The organism is Methylobacterium sp. 2A, from assembly GCF_009806555.1.
GTDB lineage: Bacteria > Pseudomonadota > Alphaproteobacteria > Rhizobiales > Beijerinckiaceae > Methylobacterium.
The window spans coordinates 221-16378 of record NZ_VUOK01000017.1; the positions used below are offsets into that span (position 1 = coordinate 221).

General features: G+C 61.9%; 15 protein-coding genes and 3 pseudogenes. 10 read left to right on the plus strand and 8 right to left on the minus strand.

Annotated features, from left to right (window positions below):
• The 7 genes and pseudogenes from FVE89_RS31005 to FVE89_RS08245 form a co-directional block, all read left to right on the plus strand.
• Window positions 1-174, plus strand: a pseudogene (locus tag FVE89_RS31005) (UDP-glucose 6-dehydrogenase); the annotation flags it as partial.
• A gap of 23 nt (window positions 175-197) precedes the next feature.
• Window positions 198-1169, plus strand: coding sequence for a UDP-glucuronic acid decarboxylase family protein (locus FVE89_RS08225; RefSeq protein ID WP_160533559.1), 972 nt, complete (start codon window positions 198-200; stop codon window positions 1167-1169).
• A gap of 59 nt (window positions 1170-1228) precedes the next feature.
• Window positions 1229-2257, plus strand: a complete 1029-nt coding sequence (locus tag FVE89_RS08230; protein ID WP_160533560.1) for a glycosyltransferase — start codon at window positions 1229-1231, stop codon at window positions 2255-2257.
• A 29-nt stretch (window positions 2258-2286) separates the two neighbouring features.
• Complete coding sequence (locus FVE89_RS08235; protein WP_160533561.1) at window positions 2287-3834, plus strand: glycosyltransferase; 1548 nt, start codon at window positions 2287-2289, stop codon at window positions 3832-3834.
• Between the two features lie 551 nt (window positions 3835-4385).
• The gene (locus tag FVE89_RS08240; protein ID WP_160533562.1) at window positions 4386-5921 is read left to right on the plus strand and encodes a hypothetical protein; all 1536 of its coding nucleotides are present in this window, start codon (window positions 4386-4388) and stop codon (window positions 5919-5921) included.
• Window positions 5922-6067: 146 nt separating this feature from the next.
• Window positions 6068-6398, plus strand: a pseudogene (locus tag FVE89_RS31010) (IS630 family transposase); the annotation flags it as partial.
• A gap of 26 nt (window positions 6399-6424) precedes the next feature.
• Window positions 6425-6957, plus strand: a pseudogene (locus FVE89_RS08245) (transposase); the annotation flags it as partial.
• 413 nt (window positions 6958-7370) lie between these two features.
• Here the strand turns inward: FVE89_RS08245 and FVE89_RS08250 are convergent.
• Genes FVE89_RS08250 through FVE89_RS08275 form a run of 6 tightly spaced genes read right to left on the minus strand, consistent with a single transcriptional unit; the run spans window position 7371 to window position 11905 of the window.
• Complete coding sequence (locus FVE89_RS08250) at window positions 7371-8018, minus strand: acetyltransferase (RefSeq protein ID WP_160533563.1); 648 nt, start codon at window positions 8016-8018, stop codon at window positions 7371-7373.
• Window positions 8019-8031: 13 nt separating this feature from the next.
• Window positions 8032-8754 carry an SDR family oxidoreductase gene (locus tag FVE89_RS08255; protein WP_160533564.1) on the minus strand — a complete coding sequence of 241 codons (723 nt, stop codon included), beginning with the start codon at window positions 8752-8754 and terminating at the stop codon, window positions 8032-8034.
• Window positions 8755-8763: 9 nt separating this feature from the next.
• Window positions 8764-8991, minus strand: coding sequence for a hypothetical protein (locus FVE89_RS08260; RefSeq protein ID WP_160533565.1), 228 nt, complete (start codon window positions 8989-8991; stop codon window positions 8764-8766).
• Window positions 8991-10028, minus strand: coding sequence for a ketoacyl-ACP synthase III (locus FVE89_RS08265; protein ID WP_160533566.1), 1038 nt, complete (start codon window positions 10026-10028; stop codon window positions 8991-8993). Before FVE89_RS08265 ends, FVE89_RS08260 begins: the two co-directional genes overlap by 1 nt.
• The gene (locus tag FVE89_RS31015; RefSeq protein WP_246730547.1) at window positions 10021-10332 is read right to left on the minus strand and encodes a hypothetical protein; all 312 of its coding nucleotides are present in this window, start codon (window positions 10330-10332) and stop codon (window positions 10021-10023) included. The genes FVE89_RS08265 and FVE89_RS31015 overlap by 8 nt, the downstream gene beginning before the upstream one ends.
• Window positions 10298-11905 (minus strand): HAD-IIIC family phosphatase, encoded by a 1608-nt coding sequence (locus FVE89_RS08275; RefSeq protein WP_160533567.1) that lies wholly within the window; start codon window positions 11903-11905, stop codon window positions 10298-10300. The genes FVE89_RS31015 and FVE89_RS08275 overlap by 35 nt, the downstream gene beginning before the upstream one ends.
• A gap of 191 nt (window positions 11906-12096) precedes the next feature.
• Here FVE89_RS08275 and FVE89_RS08280 point away from each other — a divergent pair, with 191 nt between their 5' ends.
• Window positions 12097-13530: an SDR family NAD(P)-dependent oxidoreductase gene (locus FVE89_RS08280; protein WP_160533568.1), complete on the plus strand. Its 1434-nt coding sequence runs from the start codon at window positions 12097-12099 to the stop codon at window positions 13528-13530.
• A 44-nt stretch (window positions 13531-13574) separates the two neighbouring features.
• On the opposite strand, the gene FVE89_RS08285 is transcribed toward FVE89_RS08280, so the two are convergent.
• Together FVE89_RS08285 and FVE89_RS08290 are read right to left on the minus strand one after the other, a co-directional pair.
• The gene (locus FVE89_RS08285; RefSeq protein WP_202130678.1) at window positions 13575-13943 is read right to left on the minus strand and encodes a hypothetical protein; all 369 of its coding nucleotides are present in this window, start codon (window positions 13941-13943) and stop codon (window positions 13575-13577) included.
• 148 nt (window positions 13944-14091) lie between these two features.
• On the minus strand, window positions 14092-14607 hold the full coding sequence (locus FVE89_RS08290) for a hypothetical protein (protein WP_160533569.1): 516 nt from the start codon (window positions 14605-14607) through the stop codon (window positions 14092-14094).
• Window positions 14608-14953: 346 nt separating this feature from the next.
• On the opposite strand from FVE89_RS08290, the gene FVE89_RS08295 reads away from it, so the two are divergent.
• Together FVE89_RS08295 and FVE89_RS08300 are read left to right on the plus strand one after the other, a co-directional pair.
• Window positions 14954-15556 (plus strand): acyltransferase, encoded by a 603-nt coding sequence (locus FVE89_RS08295; RefSeq protein ID WP_160533570.1) that lies wholly within the window; start codon window positions 14954-14956, stop codon window positions 15554-15556.
• 345 nt (window positions 15557-15901) lie between these two features.
• Window positions 15902-16158, plus strand: a 257-nt coding sequence (locus FVE89_RS08300) for a hypothetical protein (RefSeq protein ID WP_202130679.1), incomplete at its 3' end; no start/stop codon positions are given.

A 16158-nucleotide genomic window follows, 5' to 3' on the forward strand; every position in this document is an offset into this window, starting at 1 on the left:
GTGATCGTCACCGAGTGGAACGCGTTCCGGGCGCTCGACCTCGACCGGCTGCGGCAGGCCATGGCGTCCGGCGGCGCGAGCCCCGTCCTGGTCGATCTGCGCAACATCTACGATCCCGAAAGCGCCGCGCGCCACGGCTTTATCTATTGCGGCGTCGGCACACAGCTTCGGTAGGTCCTGATTCCAGCGAGGTTCGAATGACGACGCGATACAGTTTGAGGAAACGGATCCTCGTCACAGGAGGCGCCGGCTTTCTGGGCTCACATCTTTGCGAGCGACTCGTCAACGCAGGCCATGAAGTCCTATGTGCCGACAATTTCTTTACAGGAACTCGGGATAATATTTCCGGCTTGCTTCCGCGTGCCAATTTTGAATTGATCAGACACGATATTACATTCCCTTTGTACGTCGAAGTAGATGAGATTTATAACTTGGCCTGCCCCGCCTCTCCAATTCATTATCAGCACGATCCCGTCCAAACCACGAAAACAAGTGTCGTGGGCGCCATTAACATGCTTGGTCTTGCAAAAAGACTCAAAGCAAAAATCCTCCAGGCATCTACGTCCGAGGTATATGGAGATCCGGAAGTCCACCCACAGCATGAAGGCTACTGGGGTAAGGTCAATCCTATTGGCCTGCGCTCATGCTACGACGAGGGAAAACGATGTGCTGAAACACTGTTCTTTGATTACAAGCGGCAACATGCGCTCGAGATAAAAGTCGTTCGCGTTTTCAATACTTACGGCCCCAGGATGCATCCTAACGACGGGCGCGTCGTCTCCAATCTAATTATGCAGGCGCTTCAGAATAAAGATATAACTGTATATGGCGACGGATCGCAGACCCGATCCTTCTGCTACGTCGACGATCTCGTTCAGGCCATGATTGCGATGATGGATAGCGGTCCTTCCGTTGTCGGACCAGTCAATATCGGCAATCCAGAGGAATACTCTATCAAACAATTGGCGGAAGTGGTCATCCGATTGACCGGATCACAATCCAAGATCGTTCATTGCCCGCTGCCATCGGATGATCCGAAGCAGCGGAAGCCGGACATCACTCAAGCTCAGCAGATCTTGGACTGGAAGCCAGTCACGCAACTTGAAGCTGGACTAAACAAAACCATTGAGTATTTTAGGCACATCGAGAAACATAACGTGCCAAAATAATATCGCCCATTGTTTTGTAGATCTTGGCCTGAGATTGTTAGTGTACGATGAGATGAGCGATGATCCGGTTTTGCTATGTTGGTCACAGTTTTCACCACCAAACCAAGTCCACGATCTTCATCAAAGAGATCTTATCCAGGCTTGGCATTGTCACCGAATTCTCATCCTCGCCAGATGACGCTGCTGGCGCCGACGATAAACTTCTGCGCACACTCGCAAACAGCGATTTCGATTGTTATGTTTTTTTACAGACTGAATACATTGCGAAGAAGCTTGCCGGGCTCAATCTCGGACGATTTGTTATCATACCGATGTACGATGGCGCAGTCGGGCGTCCAAACGATTATTGGAAGGGGTTTGTTAACACTCAGTTCATATCTTTCTCAAGGGCTCATCATGAGCTTCTGCAATCGATCAATTGTAAAACTGCTTATTTCCGGTATTTCCCGGAGCAGACAACGGAATTTCGCGATTTGCCCGGAACGGCCAAGCGCGATGCTTTCTTCTGGGAGCGACGGCCTGACAAAAAATTGAACCTGTCCCTTGTTCTCGACATATGCCGAGTCCTCAAGATCACCTCCTTACATGTTCACCGGGCGCACGATTTCGCGGACGCGGGCCCGTATCAATTCACCGACCTTGGCCAAGCAGGGGAACTCGAACTTACGTCATCGGTCTGGTTCGACGATAAGGCCGCACTGACCGACGTTTCCTCACGTCCATCCTTCTATTTCGCGCCTCGCCTGCGAGAAGGGATTGGAATGTCCTTCCTAGAAGCGATGGGGCGAGGTCAAATCGTCGTTGCGCCTGATTTGCCGACCATGAGTGAATATATCTGTCATGGAATCACCGGCGTTTTGTATAATCCGGACGATCCCCAAATAAACTTCAGTCTCTCAGATGAAGAAATTGCATCTATGCGACACGTAATTCTCCAGAAGGCTATGGATCTTCGGTCGGAATGGGTGAAGGATGTGACACGCCTTGAGAGTTTACTTCTCGGAGATAATAGAAGGTGGCCCACTCGGGATTATTCCAGTCATTTTGCTGCCGAAATCCGCAAGGCTGCCAGTTTGAGAATCGCATAAAAATCGCCCCGTTTTGCAAGAGGTAAGCAATGAGTTTCAGTGTCGTTATAGTTGCACTGGACGCTGCAGCAGATCTGGCGCTGACGATCGAAAGCGTCGTGCACCAGACGTTTCGAGATTTCGAAATCATAATTCTCGATGGATATAGCGTCGACAGCACCAAGTCTGTCTTGCGGAATTACGCTGAGTTTATCACAACGATAGTGCAGGAAGCGGACGCGGGCATTTTCGATGCCATGAACCGGAGTGTGAAATTATGCTCTAAAGATTATATTATCTTCCTGAACGCCAAAGACAGATTGTACTCGAGCGATGTACTGGAGAAAGTCTGGCGCAGAAAGCTGGGCGAACCCGACGTCCTGTTCGGCGAGCATATCTATGTCGATGGCGGGATGGAGCGATATTTCCGTTCTCAGCGTTTCGATTTTATTTGGCAAAGTCTCGTTTCTGGCGACATTAGTCCGAGATGGCACGAAAGCATTCCTTGCCATCAAGCTACTTTTACGCGCCGATCGCTCCTAGAATCGATACAGTATGACACCCGCCTTGAACTTTGCGCAGATCACAATTTTCTTTTCCAGGCGTTTTCAAAAGGATGCAAATTTCAATACATCGACGAAATTATATGCCATTATTTTGGCGGTGGATTGTCTGCTCGCAGGACTGATCGGTTGCGTTTGGAACTGGTCGATACCTATAGACGGCATAGCAAAAAGCCTGATCATGTTGACCGGTACTTTCTAGGGGCAGAGAGTCGTTTGTTCCCCGAGGAGACGGCCCTGACGGGACTTTGCTTGACAGGCTTTGACACGGACATCGATCGCAGTGATTTCGAGAAAACACATAAATTGAGATGGTGTTACAATTCAAATTTCACATTTATCACCCCTGACCTTCAAATTACAGAAATGTGCAGTTTCGTCGGGTTCAACCCGTTTGGCCCGCAACGGGTCGCTATATCATTCGGCAGCTATCCAGTAAGTGAGATCAGCCTGCCGCACGGCCATTTCAGCGTATCGTTTCGATTCGACCATCCTTTGCAGCCCAAGTCAGAACTTCTTTTTTCCCTGCAACACACTGGTCCCCGGGAGGAAGCTCATGGGCGATCCGTCAGTCTCGCACTTGGCAAAATCGTTTGTTCAGGCAGAATGTTTCTGGATGTTCCTCAATTCGGTCGGCAAGAGAGCGTGTGCTTCTGCACCGATCAATCCGTTCAGAGCAACGCCGTTTTATTACAGGGCTGGTCTGTCTTAGAACACGATCGCGTCTGGTCTATCGAGGATGCGGCTTACGTGTGTTTTCGAGTCGGGCGTGAGGTAGAGAAAATTCGATTTGAGATTGGTGGCAATCCCTATGTTCCGAACGCGGCCCGACGTATTGGTATCGGGATAAACGGCATCACCGTGGCCGACGCGATGCTTGATGCTGAGAAAAATGTCATCGTTTATGAGCGCCCGATCGACCATGGATCGTTCAATCAACTTTTGCTTATTGCGCTTCGTGTGGATCTGCTCGCCAAGCCGCCGTCGGACGAACGGCTCCTAGGATGCTGCTTGCATAAAATTTCGTTTGATTAGATAGTTAATCGCCGTCATTCTCAATGTGACGAGTATTTTATCCGATGGGCTGGCGGTGCCAGTCGAGGCGAAACCTCCTTCTGCAATGTATGGCAACGTAGGGTAAGCTGAGGATTTGCATTCGCGTCAATGCAGGCTTACTGTTTCAAGATGCACATTCTTGGTTACCGTTTACCTCTGGCAGCCGACGCTCTCTGAAACGAACCTCGTCTTGATATTCGTTTAATTGGTAGCAAACTCTGATCGGCGAGAACGAGAGTGCTCTAACCTACGGCGGCGATCGGCATTGAGTGTTTTCATATTTTTCTCTGCGGGATTACTGAGCACTTGTACCGCGTTGAACAGACGCATGGCCAAGATGCGACGTCTAAATGTTTACACAAAGTGAAAATCCGCGTAGGGACTACTTCACAGCCGAACAAAAACTTGCGTCGCGTTTGGCACTCGGAGCGTTGAAACAGCGGATGCAATCATTCTCCTAGCTTTAGCTAGGCTCGATAGTGTGTTTTCGAGCAGCAACGAACTGTCAAGTCGAATAACGGTGAGGCATTATGACACAAGATCAACCTGTTACGGATGTTCTCCCGCTTGATTTGGGCTGCCTCTCAGATACCCAGCTTATCGTTCTGATCGCTCTCAAGAGATTGCCGTTTGAGCATGAAGTCTGGAGCTCGGAAGGTGTGCTCTGTACTAAGCTGGCACTGAGAGCGTTAAATGAGACCCTAATGCTCAATGCGCCTACAGGAACGACTGTCCATCCGGCTTTAGATAAATCAGTCCGGATTGATGAGTCGGTCTTGCGCCGTTTGTATAGGATTTGCCTTAACAGGAGTCCCACGGATGCTGAGCTTCGCCGCTGGTTGGAGCTGGGCGTTGTGAGCACAAATGCTCTTTGTGAAAACCTCCTTTATTCGTTCGAGTCCTATAGGTGTGATGCGGTAACTGTGGCCTCGACGGGCGACGATTTTAGGCGGCAAAGAAAGACTTATATTTGCACAGAATTGCTTGACCAATTTGCTTTGCGACAGGGGCATGGTGTTCGGCTGAAAACGAAATCTGAGATTGCGTCACGCGTGGCGGAAAGCAGGCACGTGAAAGTGGCAATTAACTCGTTCGGGCTTTCTGAGGCGGACAGAAATTATATCAGTTCCCGGTTATTTAACAGATTCGGTGTTGAGGTTTTGATAAAGAGTATCAATGTGGAAGAAATACTGGAAAATGATGCTTTAAAGGGTTTTGATATTTTTATAACTGGCAACAACAATTTATATGATCGGCTCGACGACCAATTGCAGAGAATTTCCTCGACACCGGCAATTTCCGCCGTCTGGTTGTGGGACAACCATCACCAATATGATTTGTCGACACGCTGCGCGCAAAATTTCGATATTGTCTTCCCGGCGCACAGTAATGGTCACTCCTACCTCCACGGAGAGCAGGCAGTCATTGGAGCTGTCGTCCCCTGTTGTGTGGTGCAATGGAGTTATGATGAGGCGTGTCATCTTTTCCATAAATATATCGGCACCGAGCGAAGCAATGCGTTGTATGGGCGGTTCAATTCTTATCCCGGCCGGAATGCGATGCGGGATGAATTTTTGCGGTCGGTCAACAGAGAGGTAAGCGCCAACGTCGAAGTCATTTCGGCCGACAAAAACGATTGGCATCGTCGTGGGATCGACGATCGGTTCTTGGAACTTCAGGGAAATAAGGTCATCCTGTGCAATACAATTTTCAACGACGTTCCCGCGCGCTTGTTCGATGCCGCCCTAGTGGGTGCGGTGCCGATTGTCCCGTATGGCTTGGCCGACATGCGTCAATCGTTCACCGATACGGAGATGTTCGATCTTCCGATTGTTCAGTACATTCCTGGTGATTTGCAGTCTTTGCGAGAGGCGATTGACGAAGCGGTCTTTCAGTTCGACTTGGGTGGCCGTTCGTCAATGGTGAGACGCTTCCTGACCATCGCTGAGAACCACCTTTTCCGCAATAGGGTTGAGCGTATGCTCGCGGAGATATTCGTGTTGCTGAACATCAGGTCTTTGACGGTGGCTCAACGAGGTGGGGGGCAATCCGGGAGACTGGTGTGAGTAGAGTGCGAGCGGGGCGATCTATCTGAGCCCGCGGCTGACGAGAACCATAGGGGGCAGGTCTGCCAGAAAGTTGTCCAAGCGCCTGTACTCCAGGGCGACTCCGCGCGGATGGATGACCCCGGGGGGCGCGACGATGCAACGGTATAGCCTGCCGACACGGACGAGCAGCGCCGTGGGTCACGCTGCTGGCTCCTCGTGTCCCAGGGGCATGACAAGATCCCAAGTGACACCGCGTCACCGCTGCCCTGCGCAGCACCGGCTTGTGTGCACTGAGCCTCGTGGATGGCGCCGCGAACGGTACACGCTTCCGCAGCAACGTCGTAGACAGTCTTGTCCCGGTGCTGCGACCTCGCTCTGCCGTGATTCTCGACGATGTGCAGGCCCGCAAAGTCGGCGGCGTGCGTGAAGCCATTGAAGCGGTGGGCACGGATCCTGTACCTTTTGCCCGAGAGTTCCGCGTTCGAGCCCATCGATCCTTCGACAGGCTCAGGATGAGGGGCCGGGTGGGCCAAAAGACCACCATAACTCGCCGCTGGGCCAGGCGCGGCACGCGGCCTGCGGCGCCCAAGGACCAGCGCACGGCCTCCGCCTACATGCCTCATCCTGAGCCTGTCGAAGGACGGTGCGATCTGCCCCGCCCTCGGCAAATGGCCCAGCCTCGTCATGCCCCGCTGCACCACCGCGGCGATGGCCTTGCACCTCGAAGAAATCGCCCAGGCCGTCGCCCCCGGTGCGCACGCCGTGCTGCGGTTCGATCAGGCCGGATGGCATACAACCAGGAACCTTACCGTGCCCGCCAACATCACCCTGGTGCCCCTGCCGCCCCGCTCGCCGGAACTCAACCCGGTGGATCCTTCGACAGGCTCAGGATGAGGACCTCTGGCAGTTCATGCGCGACAACGGGCTCGGAAACCGCGTCTTCACATCCTACGCCGACATCCTCGACCACTGCTGCCACGCCTGGAACACCCTCAGCGACCGAGCCTGGCGCATCATGTCCATCGGACTGCGCAGCTGGGCCTGTCGGTTCTGATCAATGAGGGTTGGTATAAGGACCTGATAATTTTCTGCTCCGAAGCGACGGGAATCATTCACCTAAATAGCTCATTAACAACAGCATTTTTGGCATCGCGCCGCCTAAAACGATGAATAGGCATGTAGTTCCCTGATGAACAGGTTTGCCCAACCCGATCGCATCGGCCTCGGGGGCTGAATACATAGGGTTCGTAGCGTGAGCGCGTGGTCAACCTCGGTTCATCGCGTGCTGCGCGCGATCGGATGAATACGGGTTGTTTAACCGACCGAGAGGGTTCGTTGGAGAAGCAGGAGCCGGGCGAGTCAGCCCGCAGTGTGATCGGCAATGCCCTGCAATAGGGGCAGAATCGACAAGTAGACAGCTACTCAAGCCAGGGAGCTGTCATGCAGCTGATCTGCTCTCGGATCAGTTCAACCGCGACCCGCCGCGACCGGGTTATCCGGCTTCGGCCAAACCGCGGCATCGTCGGGCACGGCCCGAAGCACGGTGCAGCCCATGCCGATCATCGCCCGCTCGCCGACCTTGAGGCCCTGCAGCACCTTCGCGAGCGGACCGACCAGACCGTCCGCACCGATCAGGCAGCGTCCGCCGATGAAGGCCGCCGGCGAGATCGTCGTATTGTCACCGATCTCCGCGTCGTGCCCGATGATGGCGCCGGTATTCACGACGCTGAAACGGCCGAGCCGCGCATCGACATTGACGATCACGCCATGGGCCACGAACGCGCCGGCGCCCAGCACCACGCCCTGGCTGACGATCGCGTGCGGCGAGACCAGGGGCGGGCAGGGCAGGGCGTGCCGGTCGAGCCACGCGATGATCTCGGCGCGTGCCTGGATCGCGGCCCGGCTCACGCCGCCGACGGCGAGCGCCACGCCGGCGAACTCCGCGCGATCGGCCAGCAATTCGTCGAGATACCCCCGATAGGTTCCGACCTGCGCGCTCGGCTGGCTCGAATAGGTCGCCTCCACGGTGTAGCCGCAGAGCTGCGCGACCTCGGCGATCTCCTTGGAGAAGCCGCCGCCGCCGATCAGGGCCAGGCGCTTGGTCTCGGACGTCACCGGCAGCCATCCATCAGAGCGTCGCCCCGCCGTCGACCCGCAGGATCTCGCCGGTCACGTGCCGCGCCTGCGGCGAAATCAGGAAGGCGATCGCATCGACCACCGAGTCCACCGTCGCTGCGCCGGCCGGGCTGCGCTTCTCCAGCGCCGCCTTGAACTCGTCGCCGTAGAGGCGGGCATGGGCCTGGGTCATCTCGGTGTCGAGCCAGCCCGGCGCGACGCCGACCGCGCGGCGCGGCGCGAGTTCCCGGGCGAGACCACGGATCAGCGCGTCGAGCCCCGCTTTCGAAGCCGCGTAGGGGACGATCGCCGGTTCGGGGCGCTGGGCCGCGACCGACGACACGGCGCAGAACACGGCATCCCGCGTCGAGATCCGGGCATTGCCGAAGGCGGCAGCGAACAGGGTCGGGGCAACGAGGTTCGTCTTGTACAGCCGCTCGACCTCATCCACGCCGAGGCTACGCATCGGTTTGATGACCTGCACGCCCGCGCAGTACACGAGGCCGGTCAGCAGACCACGCGCGGCGACCGCGGCCTGCAGAACGCCGCCGATCGCCGCGAGGTCGGTCACGTCCGCCGGGACCGTCGCGATCCCCGCCTCGGCGAGGTCCGCCAGCCGGTCCGCCCGGCGGGCGAGGGCGGTGACCGAACCCTGTCCGGCGAACCGCTCCGCCACCGCCCGGCCGATGCCGCTGCTGGCGCCGACGACGAGGATATGACCCGCGGGATCCGCCATCGCCCGGCCTCAGGCGGCCAGCTTCGTGCCGGCCATGGCCAGGAGGTCGTCGGTGGTCGCGGCCTCCGCGATCCGCGCCGGCTCGACCTCGAGGCCCAGCGTGTCGAACAGCGCCATGATGTTGAGGATGCCGAGCGAATCGAAGGTCTCGATCTCGCCGAGCTTCTGGCCGCGCGCCAGCGGCCCCGGCTGATCCAGGATCGCGCCGAGCTCATCCAGGAACCCAGCCTCGGTCATCACGCGGTCTCCTCGAACTTCAGGACGGGGGGGGCGTAGATCCGGTCGGTGGTGATGGCGCACGCGCCCCAGCTCAGACCCACGCCGAACCCCGCCAGCACCGCGCGCAGGGGCCGGTGCGCAAAATCCTCCGCCAGGAACCCCGAGATCGTGCCCGGGATCGAGGCGGAGTTCTGGTTCCCGTAGACGGATTGCGTGCCCGAGGGAAGCTTGCCGTCGTCGAGCCCTAAGCGCCGCTGCAGGTTCTTCAGGATGTACTTGTTCGGCTGGTGCAGGACGTAGAAGTCCGGATCCTCCGGCTTCAGCCCCGCGGCCGCCAGGATGTCGGTGATCAGGCCCGGCACGCGCTTGAGCGAGAAGTTGAACACCTGCGCGCCGTCCATATGCATGGTGGCGGGCTTGTCGGCATCCTCGGCGTCCGTGCGCAGCCCGCTATGCGGGATGAACAGGGCCTTCTCGCCCGATCCGTCGCTGTGGAGCTGGAAGACGCTCGAAGCCGCGCGCCGCTCGATCAGCACGGCGGCGCCGGCGTCGCCCATGATCGGCGTGATGCTCCGGTCGTCCCTGGCGACCATCCGGCTCGCCACGTCGCCGACGCAGAGCAGGATCCGGCTCAAGCCCGATTCCACGAGGCTATAGGCCACCGAGAGCCCGTACACGAAGCCGCTGCAGCCGAGCCGCATGTCGAAGCACAGCGTGTCGGTGCGCATCCCGAGCCGGTGCTGCAGGCTGATCGCCGTCGAGGGCGAGCTGTAATCGGGCGTCTGCGTGACCAGGATCAGCCCGTCGAGATCCTCCGGCCGCAGGTCGAGACCGTCGAGCAACTGCCGGGCGGAATGCAGGCAGAGGTCGGCCGTCGTCGTGTCGTCGCGCACGACCACGTGGCGGGTGGAGAAGCCCATCGCGCGCTTGAGCCGCTCGGCCTCCTCCGGCGCCATGCCGAGACCGGCCGCCTCGGCGTCGAAGGCGAGCGCCCGGCCGCCGACCGTGGTGACGAGGCCGGCGAGGCCGGCGTTCCGGAAGCGCAGCTCAGCCACGGGCGACCGCGTCCGTCACGTAGTCGAACCAGCCCTGCAGCCGCCGCAGGGGCGAGCGGGTGCTGTCGAGGATGCTCTCGTCGGCGAGCGGCACGTAGCGGCCCACCGTCTTCTCGACCTCGGATTCGGTCTCGAGCAGCAGTTCCACCACCGCGAAGGAGTCGATCCTGTCGAACAGGTCGTCTTCGGGGCCGAGCGCGCTCAGCTCCGGGCGCCCCCAGGTCTCGATCAGGCGGTCCAGGGTGGTGCGGGCCGCGGCGGCCGCGCCGTCACTCCGCGACGATGTGGATGTAGGCGGTGTCATCCGGTCCTCGGGTCAGTCGATAGTCCTTGCCCTCGGGGCCAGAGCCGAGGAGTGCGAACCCGTTCTCGTCCAGGAAGGTCTCGACCATCCGGTTCTTCGCGCTCGGGCGATACTGCGCCCGCAGCTCCGGATCGGCCTCCTGCTGGCACACGTAGCGCAGAACTTGGCTCTCAATGCGGCGCCCCAGCGCCCGGCAGCTCATCAGGAAGGCCTCGAGCGCGCCGTTCCGGACGATGGCGACGCCGACGATGCCCATGTCACCGAACCGGTCGACCACCCGGGCCGCGTAGACGCTGCCCTCCTGCATGGCGGTGGCGACCTCGTCCTCGGTGTAGCGCCGGGTGGTGAGGTTGAACTGGTTGGTCTTGTTGATCAGCTGCGTGACCCGCCGCAGGGCACCCGGATTGTTGCGGGCGATGTGAACGCGGATCTCCAGGGAGGCCAGGTATTCGTCCATCGAGGCGGCCGAGCGCTGCAGCTCCTGGCGCTGCGCCTCGCCCCGGTACTGGTCGGTCTTGGCCAGATCCTCCGCGGTCACGTTCCGGGCCCGCAGGGAGGCGATGCCGTCGAGCAGGGTCAGGGCCTGCTCGGGCCGCGTCCGGTCGAACAGGTGGCACTCGACGCCGGGCAGCCGGGCGCGGACCTCCTCGATCTCGAACGGGTTGTCGTCGAGGAAGACGAAGCTGTCGAGGCCGAGGTTCAGGGTCGCGGCGAGGTCGCGGATGTTCTCGCTCTTCTCGGACCAGTTGCTGCGATAGGCCACGAAGTCGTCGAGGCGGAGCGGCATCGCGCGCTGCGCGAAGACGGCGCGGAAATCCTCCTCGTTGTTCTTGGTCACGGCGCAGAGCAGGATGCCGAGACCCTTCAGGCGCAACAGCTGGCGCTGGAGCTGGGTGTGGACGATCCCCGGATAGTCGCTGTCGACCTCCAGGTTCTCCACCCCGTCCTCGCCCACGACGCCGCCCCAGAGGGTGTTGTCGGCATCGACCACCACGACCTTCCGGCGCGCCCGCAGCCGGGCCGCGACGGCGTCGGCATAGCGCTCGACCAGCGCGTCCACGGCGGCCGGGGCGTAGGGCATCTGGTACATGTAGCGGTTGCGCTCGCGGAAGGCGCCGGCGAAACCGAGGATCGCCAGCGCGCCGGCCGCATCGATGACGCTGACCCGCTCCTGCGACCGGGCGAGGTCGAACAGCACCGCGTTGATCCGGGCCAGGGCCTCCAGCTGATCGTGGAGATCGCTCTCCACCGACGAGACCGGCACGAACGGCACGGTGTTGAGGATGATGGTGCCGGGCGCCCGCGCCAGCCGGGCCGCGACCAGCTCGGCGAGGCCGCGCGCGCGGGTGACCGACGCCTCGTCCGGGGCGACGTCGAAGAACCAGCGATGGTCGAGATGCACGACGAGGACGTCGACGGAGGCGGGCCCGGCCAGGACCTGCTCGATCTGTCCGATCGGGAAATGCTCGACCGAGACCGCCGCGAAATCGGCGAGGCGCCCCGCCACCTTCCCGAACGGGTTGGTGACGACGTTTCCGACGAAGCCGATCGAGAGGGCGCGAGCCGTGGTCATCCCCGATACCGGTCCCTGAGGCATCCCGGCGGATGCCTGCCCTCCGGCGAACGACCGGCCCCTTCCTGTGCGTGCGAGCGCCGTCCTCTTGCGAGATCCCCTGTCATAAAGCAAGGGGCTGGAATCAAAGGGCGGGGCTCGGGATCCGGCCGCCACCACCCGGGGCAGGGCGCAGGGCGAGGAGCTTCGCGATGGACCACACCAATCCGGACGACGGTCCCGCGATGGTGCGCGTCTGGACCGAGGCGCACCAGATCGCATTCGCGCGGGCCACCGGCGACGTGAACCCGATGCATATGGATGCGCGGGTGGCCCGGCAGACGCTGGCGGGCGAGCGGGTCGTCCACGGCGTCCATGCGGCGCTCTGGGCCCTCGAGACCTGCGCGGCCCTGCACCCGCTCGAACGGCTCGCGACGCTGCAGATGCGGTTCGAGCGCTTCGTGCTGGTCGGGGACCGCACCGCGGTGACGATCCATGAGGCGGGCGCGCAGCAGATGCGCCTGTCCCTGTCGGTGGACGGCGTTCGTGCGCTGACGATCCAGGCGGCTTTCGCCGCGGAGCGGCCGCCGGCCAAGCCGGCAGAGACCGCGCCGGCCGCGATCCCGGCGGAGCCGGTCGTCGTCGACCCGGCGGCGATCAGCGGTCTGGCCGGGGCGTTCTCGCTCCCCGGTTCAGGGGCGATTGCCGCCCTGGCGCCGCGCCTCGCCCGCGCGATCGGGCCGAACCGGGTGGCGGCTTTGGGCGGCCTCTCCACCCTGGTCGGCATGGTCGTGCCGGGGCTGCACTCGATCCTCTCGAAGATCGACGCGACGCTCACCGGCGAGGCCGACGGATCGAGCCTCGCCTATGCGGTGAAGCGGTTCCAGCCGATGCTCCAGTCGGTGACCATCGAGGCCGATGGACCGGGCCTCGCGGCGCGGGTCGAGGGCTTCGTCCGCCCGCGCCCGGTCGAGCAGGAGACCCTTCAGGACCTCGCGGCTTTGGTGCAGCCGGGCGCGTTCGCCGGCATGTCCGCCCTCATCGTCGGCGGTTCGCGGGGCCTCGGCGCGGCGACGGCCAAGCTGATCGCCGCGGGGGGCGGCGCGGTCTGCATCACCTACGCGTCCGGCGCGGAGGCGGCGGAGGCGGTGGCGCGTGAGATCCGCGACGGCGGCGGCCGCTGCCAAGTCCTCCGGTATGACGCCGCGCGGCCGGCGGCCGAGCAGCTCGGATCCCTGGAGACCGACCCGTCCCAGCTCTACCATTTCGCGACGCCCCGCATCTTCCGCCAGAAGCGCGCCCCGTTCGAGCCGGCCTGCTTCGAGGAGATGATGCGGATCTACAATTACGCCTTCTACGAGCTGAGCCTGTTCTGCCTCGCTCGTCGGAGCGCCGTGACGGCCTTCTATCCCTCGACCACCGCCATCGACGACGCGCCCCGCGACACCCTGGAATACGTGATGGCGAAGATGGCGGGCGAGACCCTCGCGGCGACGATGGCGAAGACCATCCCCAATCTGAGAACCGTGATCGAGCGCCTGCCGCGGGTGCGCACGGATCAGACCGCCACGATCTTCCCGGTCCCGGCCGCGGCCCCCAGCGCCCTGATGCTGCCGATCATCCGGCGGATGTCGTCACCGTCCTGACCGGCACCCGCGCCGGAGAACGGCAGTCGGCACGTGTGCCGGCGTCAGCGCGTCGTCGCCGCCCCCGCCGCCCCCACGGAACTCGACAGGGCATCGTTGCCGCCCTGGACGCCGGCGGTGCCGAGGGGATTGCCGCGCGTGTCGGTATTGAGATTGGGATCCTGCTCGACGAGACCACCCGGCGCGGGATCGAAGGGCTGGACCGGATTGATCGCCTGCAGGCCGCCGCCGAACGGCACCACGAGCCGGTTGGGCCGGACGGCATCCTCGCACAGGCCCTGGCAGATCGGCTCGACCAGGTCGGTCTGCTGGCAGATCGGCCGCATCACGCCCCTGACGCAGGCGCACCGGCAGGCCGCCCAGGCCTGGCTCGGCAGCAGCAGGACGGCGCAGAGCAAGAAAATCGACCGCATCGCGGATCGTCCCCGGTGAAGCCGCGTCAACCCGGCGGCGATGACATGGTATCAGTCTCACGGACCGGTCGCGAGGTGCGGGGCAGCGTCAAGCGATCATGGCGACGCCGGTCCGGAGGATTCGATCATCCGGACCGGCCGGTCGTGGTCATTCCGCCGCGGCCGCGTCCGGGTGATCGGCCTCGTCGCCGACGTCGTCCTCGACGGAATCCGCCTCCGGATCCCGGTCCGCGGCGGCCGAGAAGAAGTCGCCCTTCCGGACCGCCTCGCCGCTCGTCACCATCATGCTCAGGTAGGTATTGAGCGTGTTCGGCGCGACATCGGACAGCCGCTCGGCGATCTCGGCATGCGACAGGCCCTGCGGCCCCGCCGTGCCGAGGAGGGCCTTGAGGCGGCCCTTGGCCGAGTTTGCCCGCGGGCCGCGGGCGCCGCGTCGGCCACCCTGCTGGGACGCGGCGCGCTCACCGGCCAACCGCGAGCCGTCCGCTGCCGGATGGACGGCGATCTCCTCCAGCGGCACGCCCTCGACGATCGAGGTCAGCGCGGCCTCGGCCGTTCGCAGCTTCGTCAATTCCGCGGCGAGCCGGTCATAGTCGTTCTGAAGGGCGGCCCTGCGCGCTCGGACGTCGGCCAGCGCTTTCGTCAGCGTGTTGTCCTCGGTCACCGAACAGCCTCATAGTCTGATGTCGCTCTCACCGCAGGCCATACGGCATAGGCCCTTCCCGCCGTCAACAGCGCGCAGGCGGAGCCCTCAGAACCCGAATCGTTCGAGGCCTACGCAATGGCCGTTCGTTTGTAAGGTCCACGCTCCATGTCATAGAAACATCGAAACAGTTGTCGGCCGGATACCGGACCATCCGGACCTCCGCCAGACCCCGAACGTCTTGATCCGGCTATAAGATCACCGCAGATGCCATGAGGGACGACGAGGCCCGGCCGCGGGCTCAAGGGCCGCGACTGCGCCGGGCGCGGGGGCGATCGGATATCCAAGCAACGCCGCAGAGCATGGAATGCAATTAAATATATTTGATAAGGGAGAGAATAATGTTATCGATATCGACTCCCGCGATCAGCAAAACCACGCCGGAAAAATCTATATCAACGGCGACAATAATTACGTTCGCATAGGGCGCGGCTGCGTCTCCGATAAGGACATGCACATCGTCATCGAGTCGAATTGTCGATTCGATGTCGGCGAGGACGTGCGGCTCTCGATGGCCAACATCTATATCGGTCCGAGTTCGGTGCTCCGCATCGGCGACAGGACGGGTTTCACCGGGCTGGTCCATCTCAATCTGATCGAGGCCAAGGCGATCGAGATCGGCACGGACTGCTCCATCGCATCGGGCGTCTGGATGATGACGAGCGATTTTCACTCGATCATCTGTCGCGAGACCGGGGCGCGGCTGAACGCGGCCAAGCCGATCCGGGTCGGCAATCATGTCTGGATCGCCAATCAGGCCTCCCTCCTGAAGGGCTGCGTGATCGGCGACAATGCGATCATCGGCGCAAACGCTGTCGTCACCGGGACGGTGCCCGCCCATTGCGTGGCCGCCGGCAATCCGGCGCGCATCGTGCGGGAGAACGTGACGTGGCGCGCGGACCTGATCTGATCGCCGGACTGGTGCCGTCTCCCTGCAACGCCGCGCGCCGACGGTCTTGCGCCCCGACGCGACGCTGAAGGGGGCGGCCTGCCGGCGTGGTTTACCCCGCGCGCGCGTTCCGATAGGGCGGTGGCCCGCCGACGCGACGCCGCACCTTCGATCCAGCTTGCGCCCTCTCATGCTCACCCGAGCTCTCAGCTTCGACGAATGCGGCGCAGGGTCTCGCGCCGAACCGGTGTCCACTGTGCCGGGGCGTATCTCGGCCCCCCGAACCGGTTGGTTCACGGAGCAGGCCATCGCAGCGTGGCGGCATCGCAAGCCGAAGGTGTCTGACGACGCGGCAGGACCGGTTCTGTGACGCGGCTGACAGCTTTGTACCCCCGCGGGCCGGTCTCACGCTGGGTGCGGGCGCGCGGCGCGCCGCTGCTGCGCCGCCTCGCCGGCCCCGCCCTGCCGCCGGCCCACGATCTCGCCAGCGCCGAGGCGCAGATCGCCGCGCTCGAGCCCCACGTCGACGCCGCCTTCTACGCCACGTGGTACGGCATCACCGCCGATCCCGTGCGCGACTTCCTCGTCCACGGCTGGCGCGAGGGCCGCGACCCGCGGCCCGA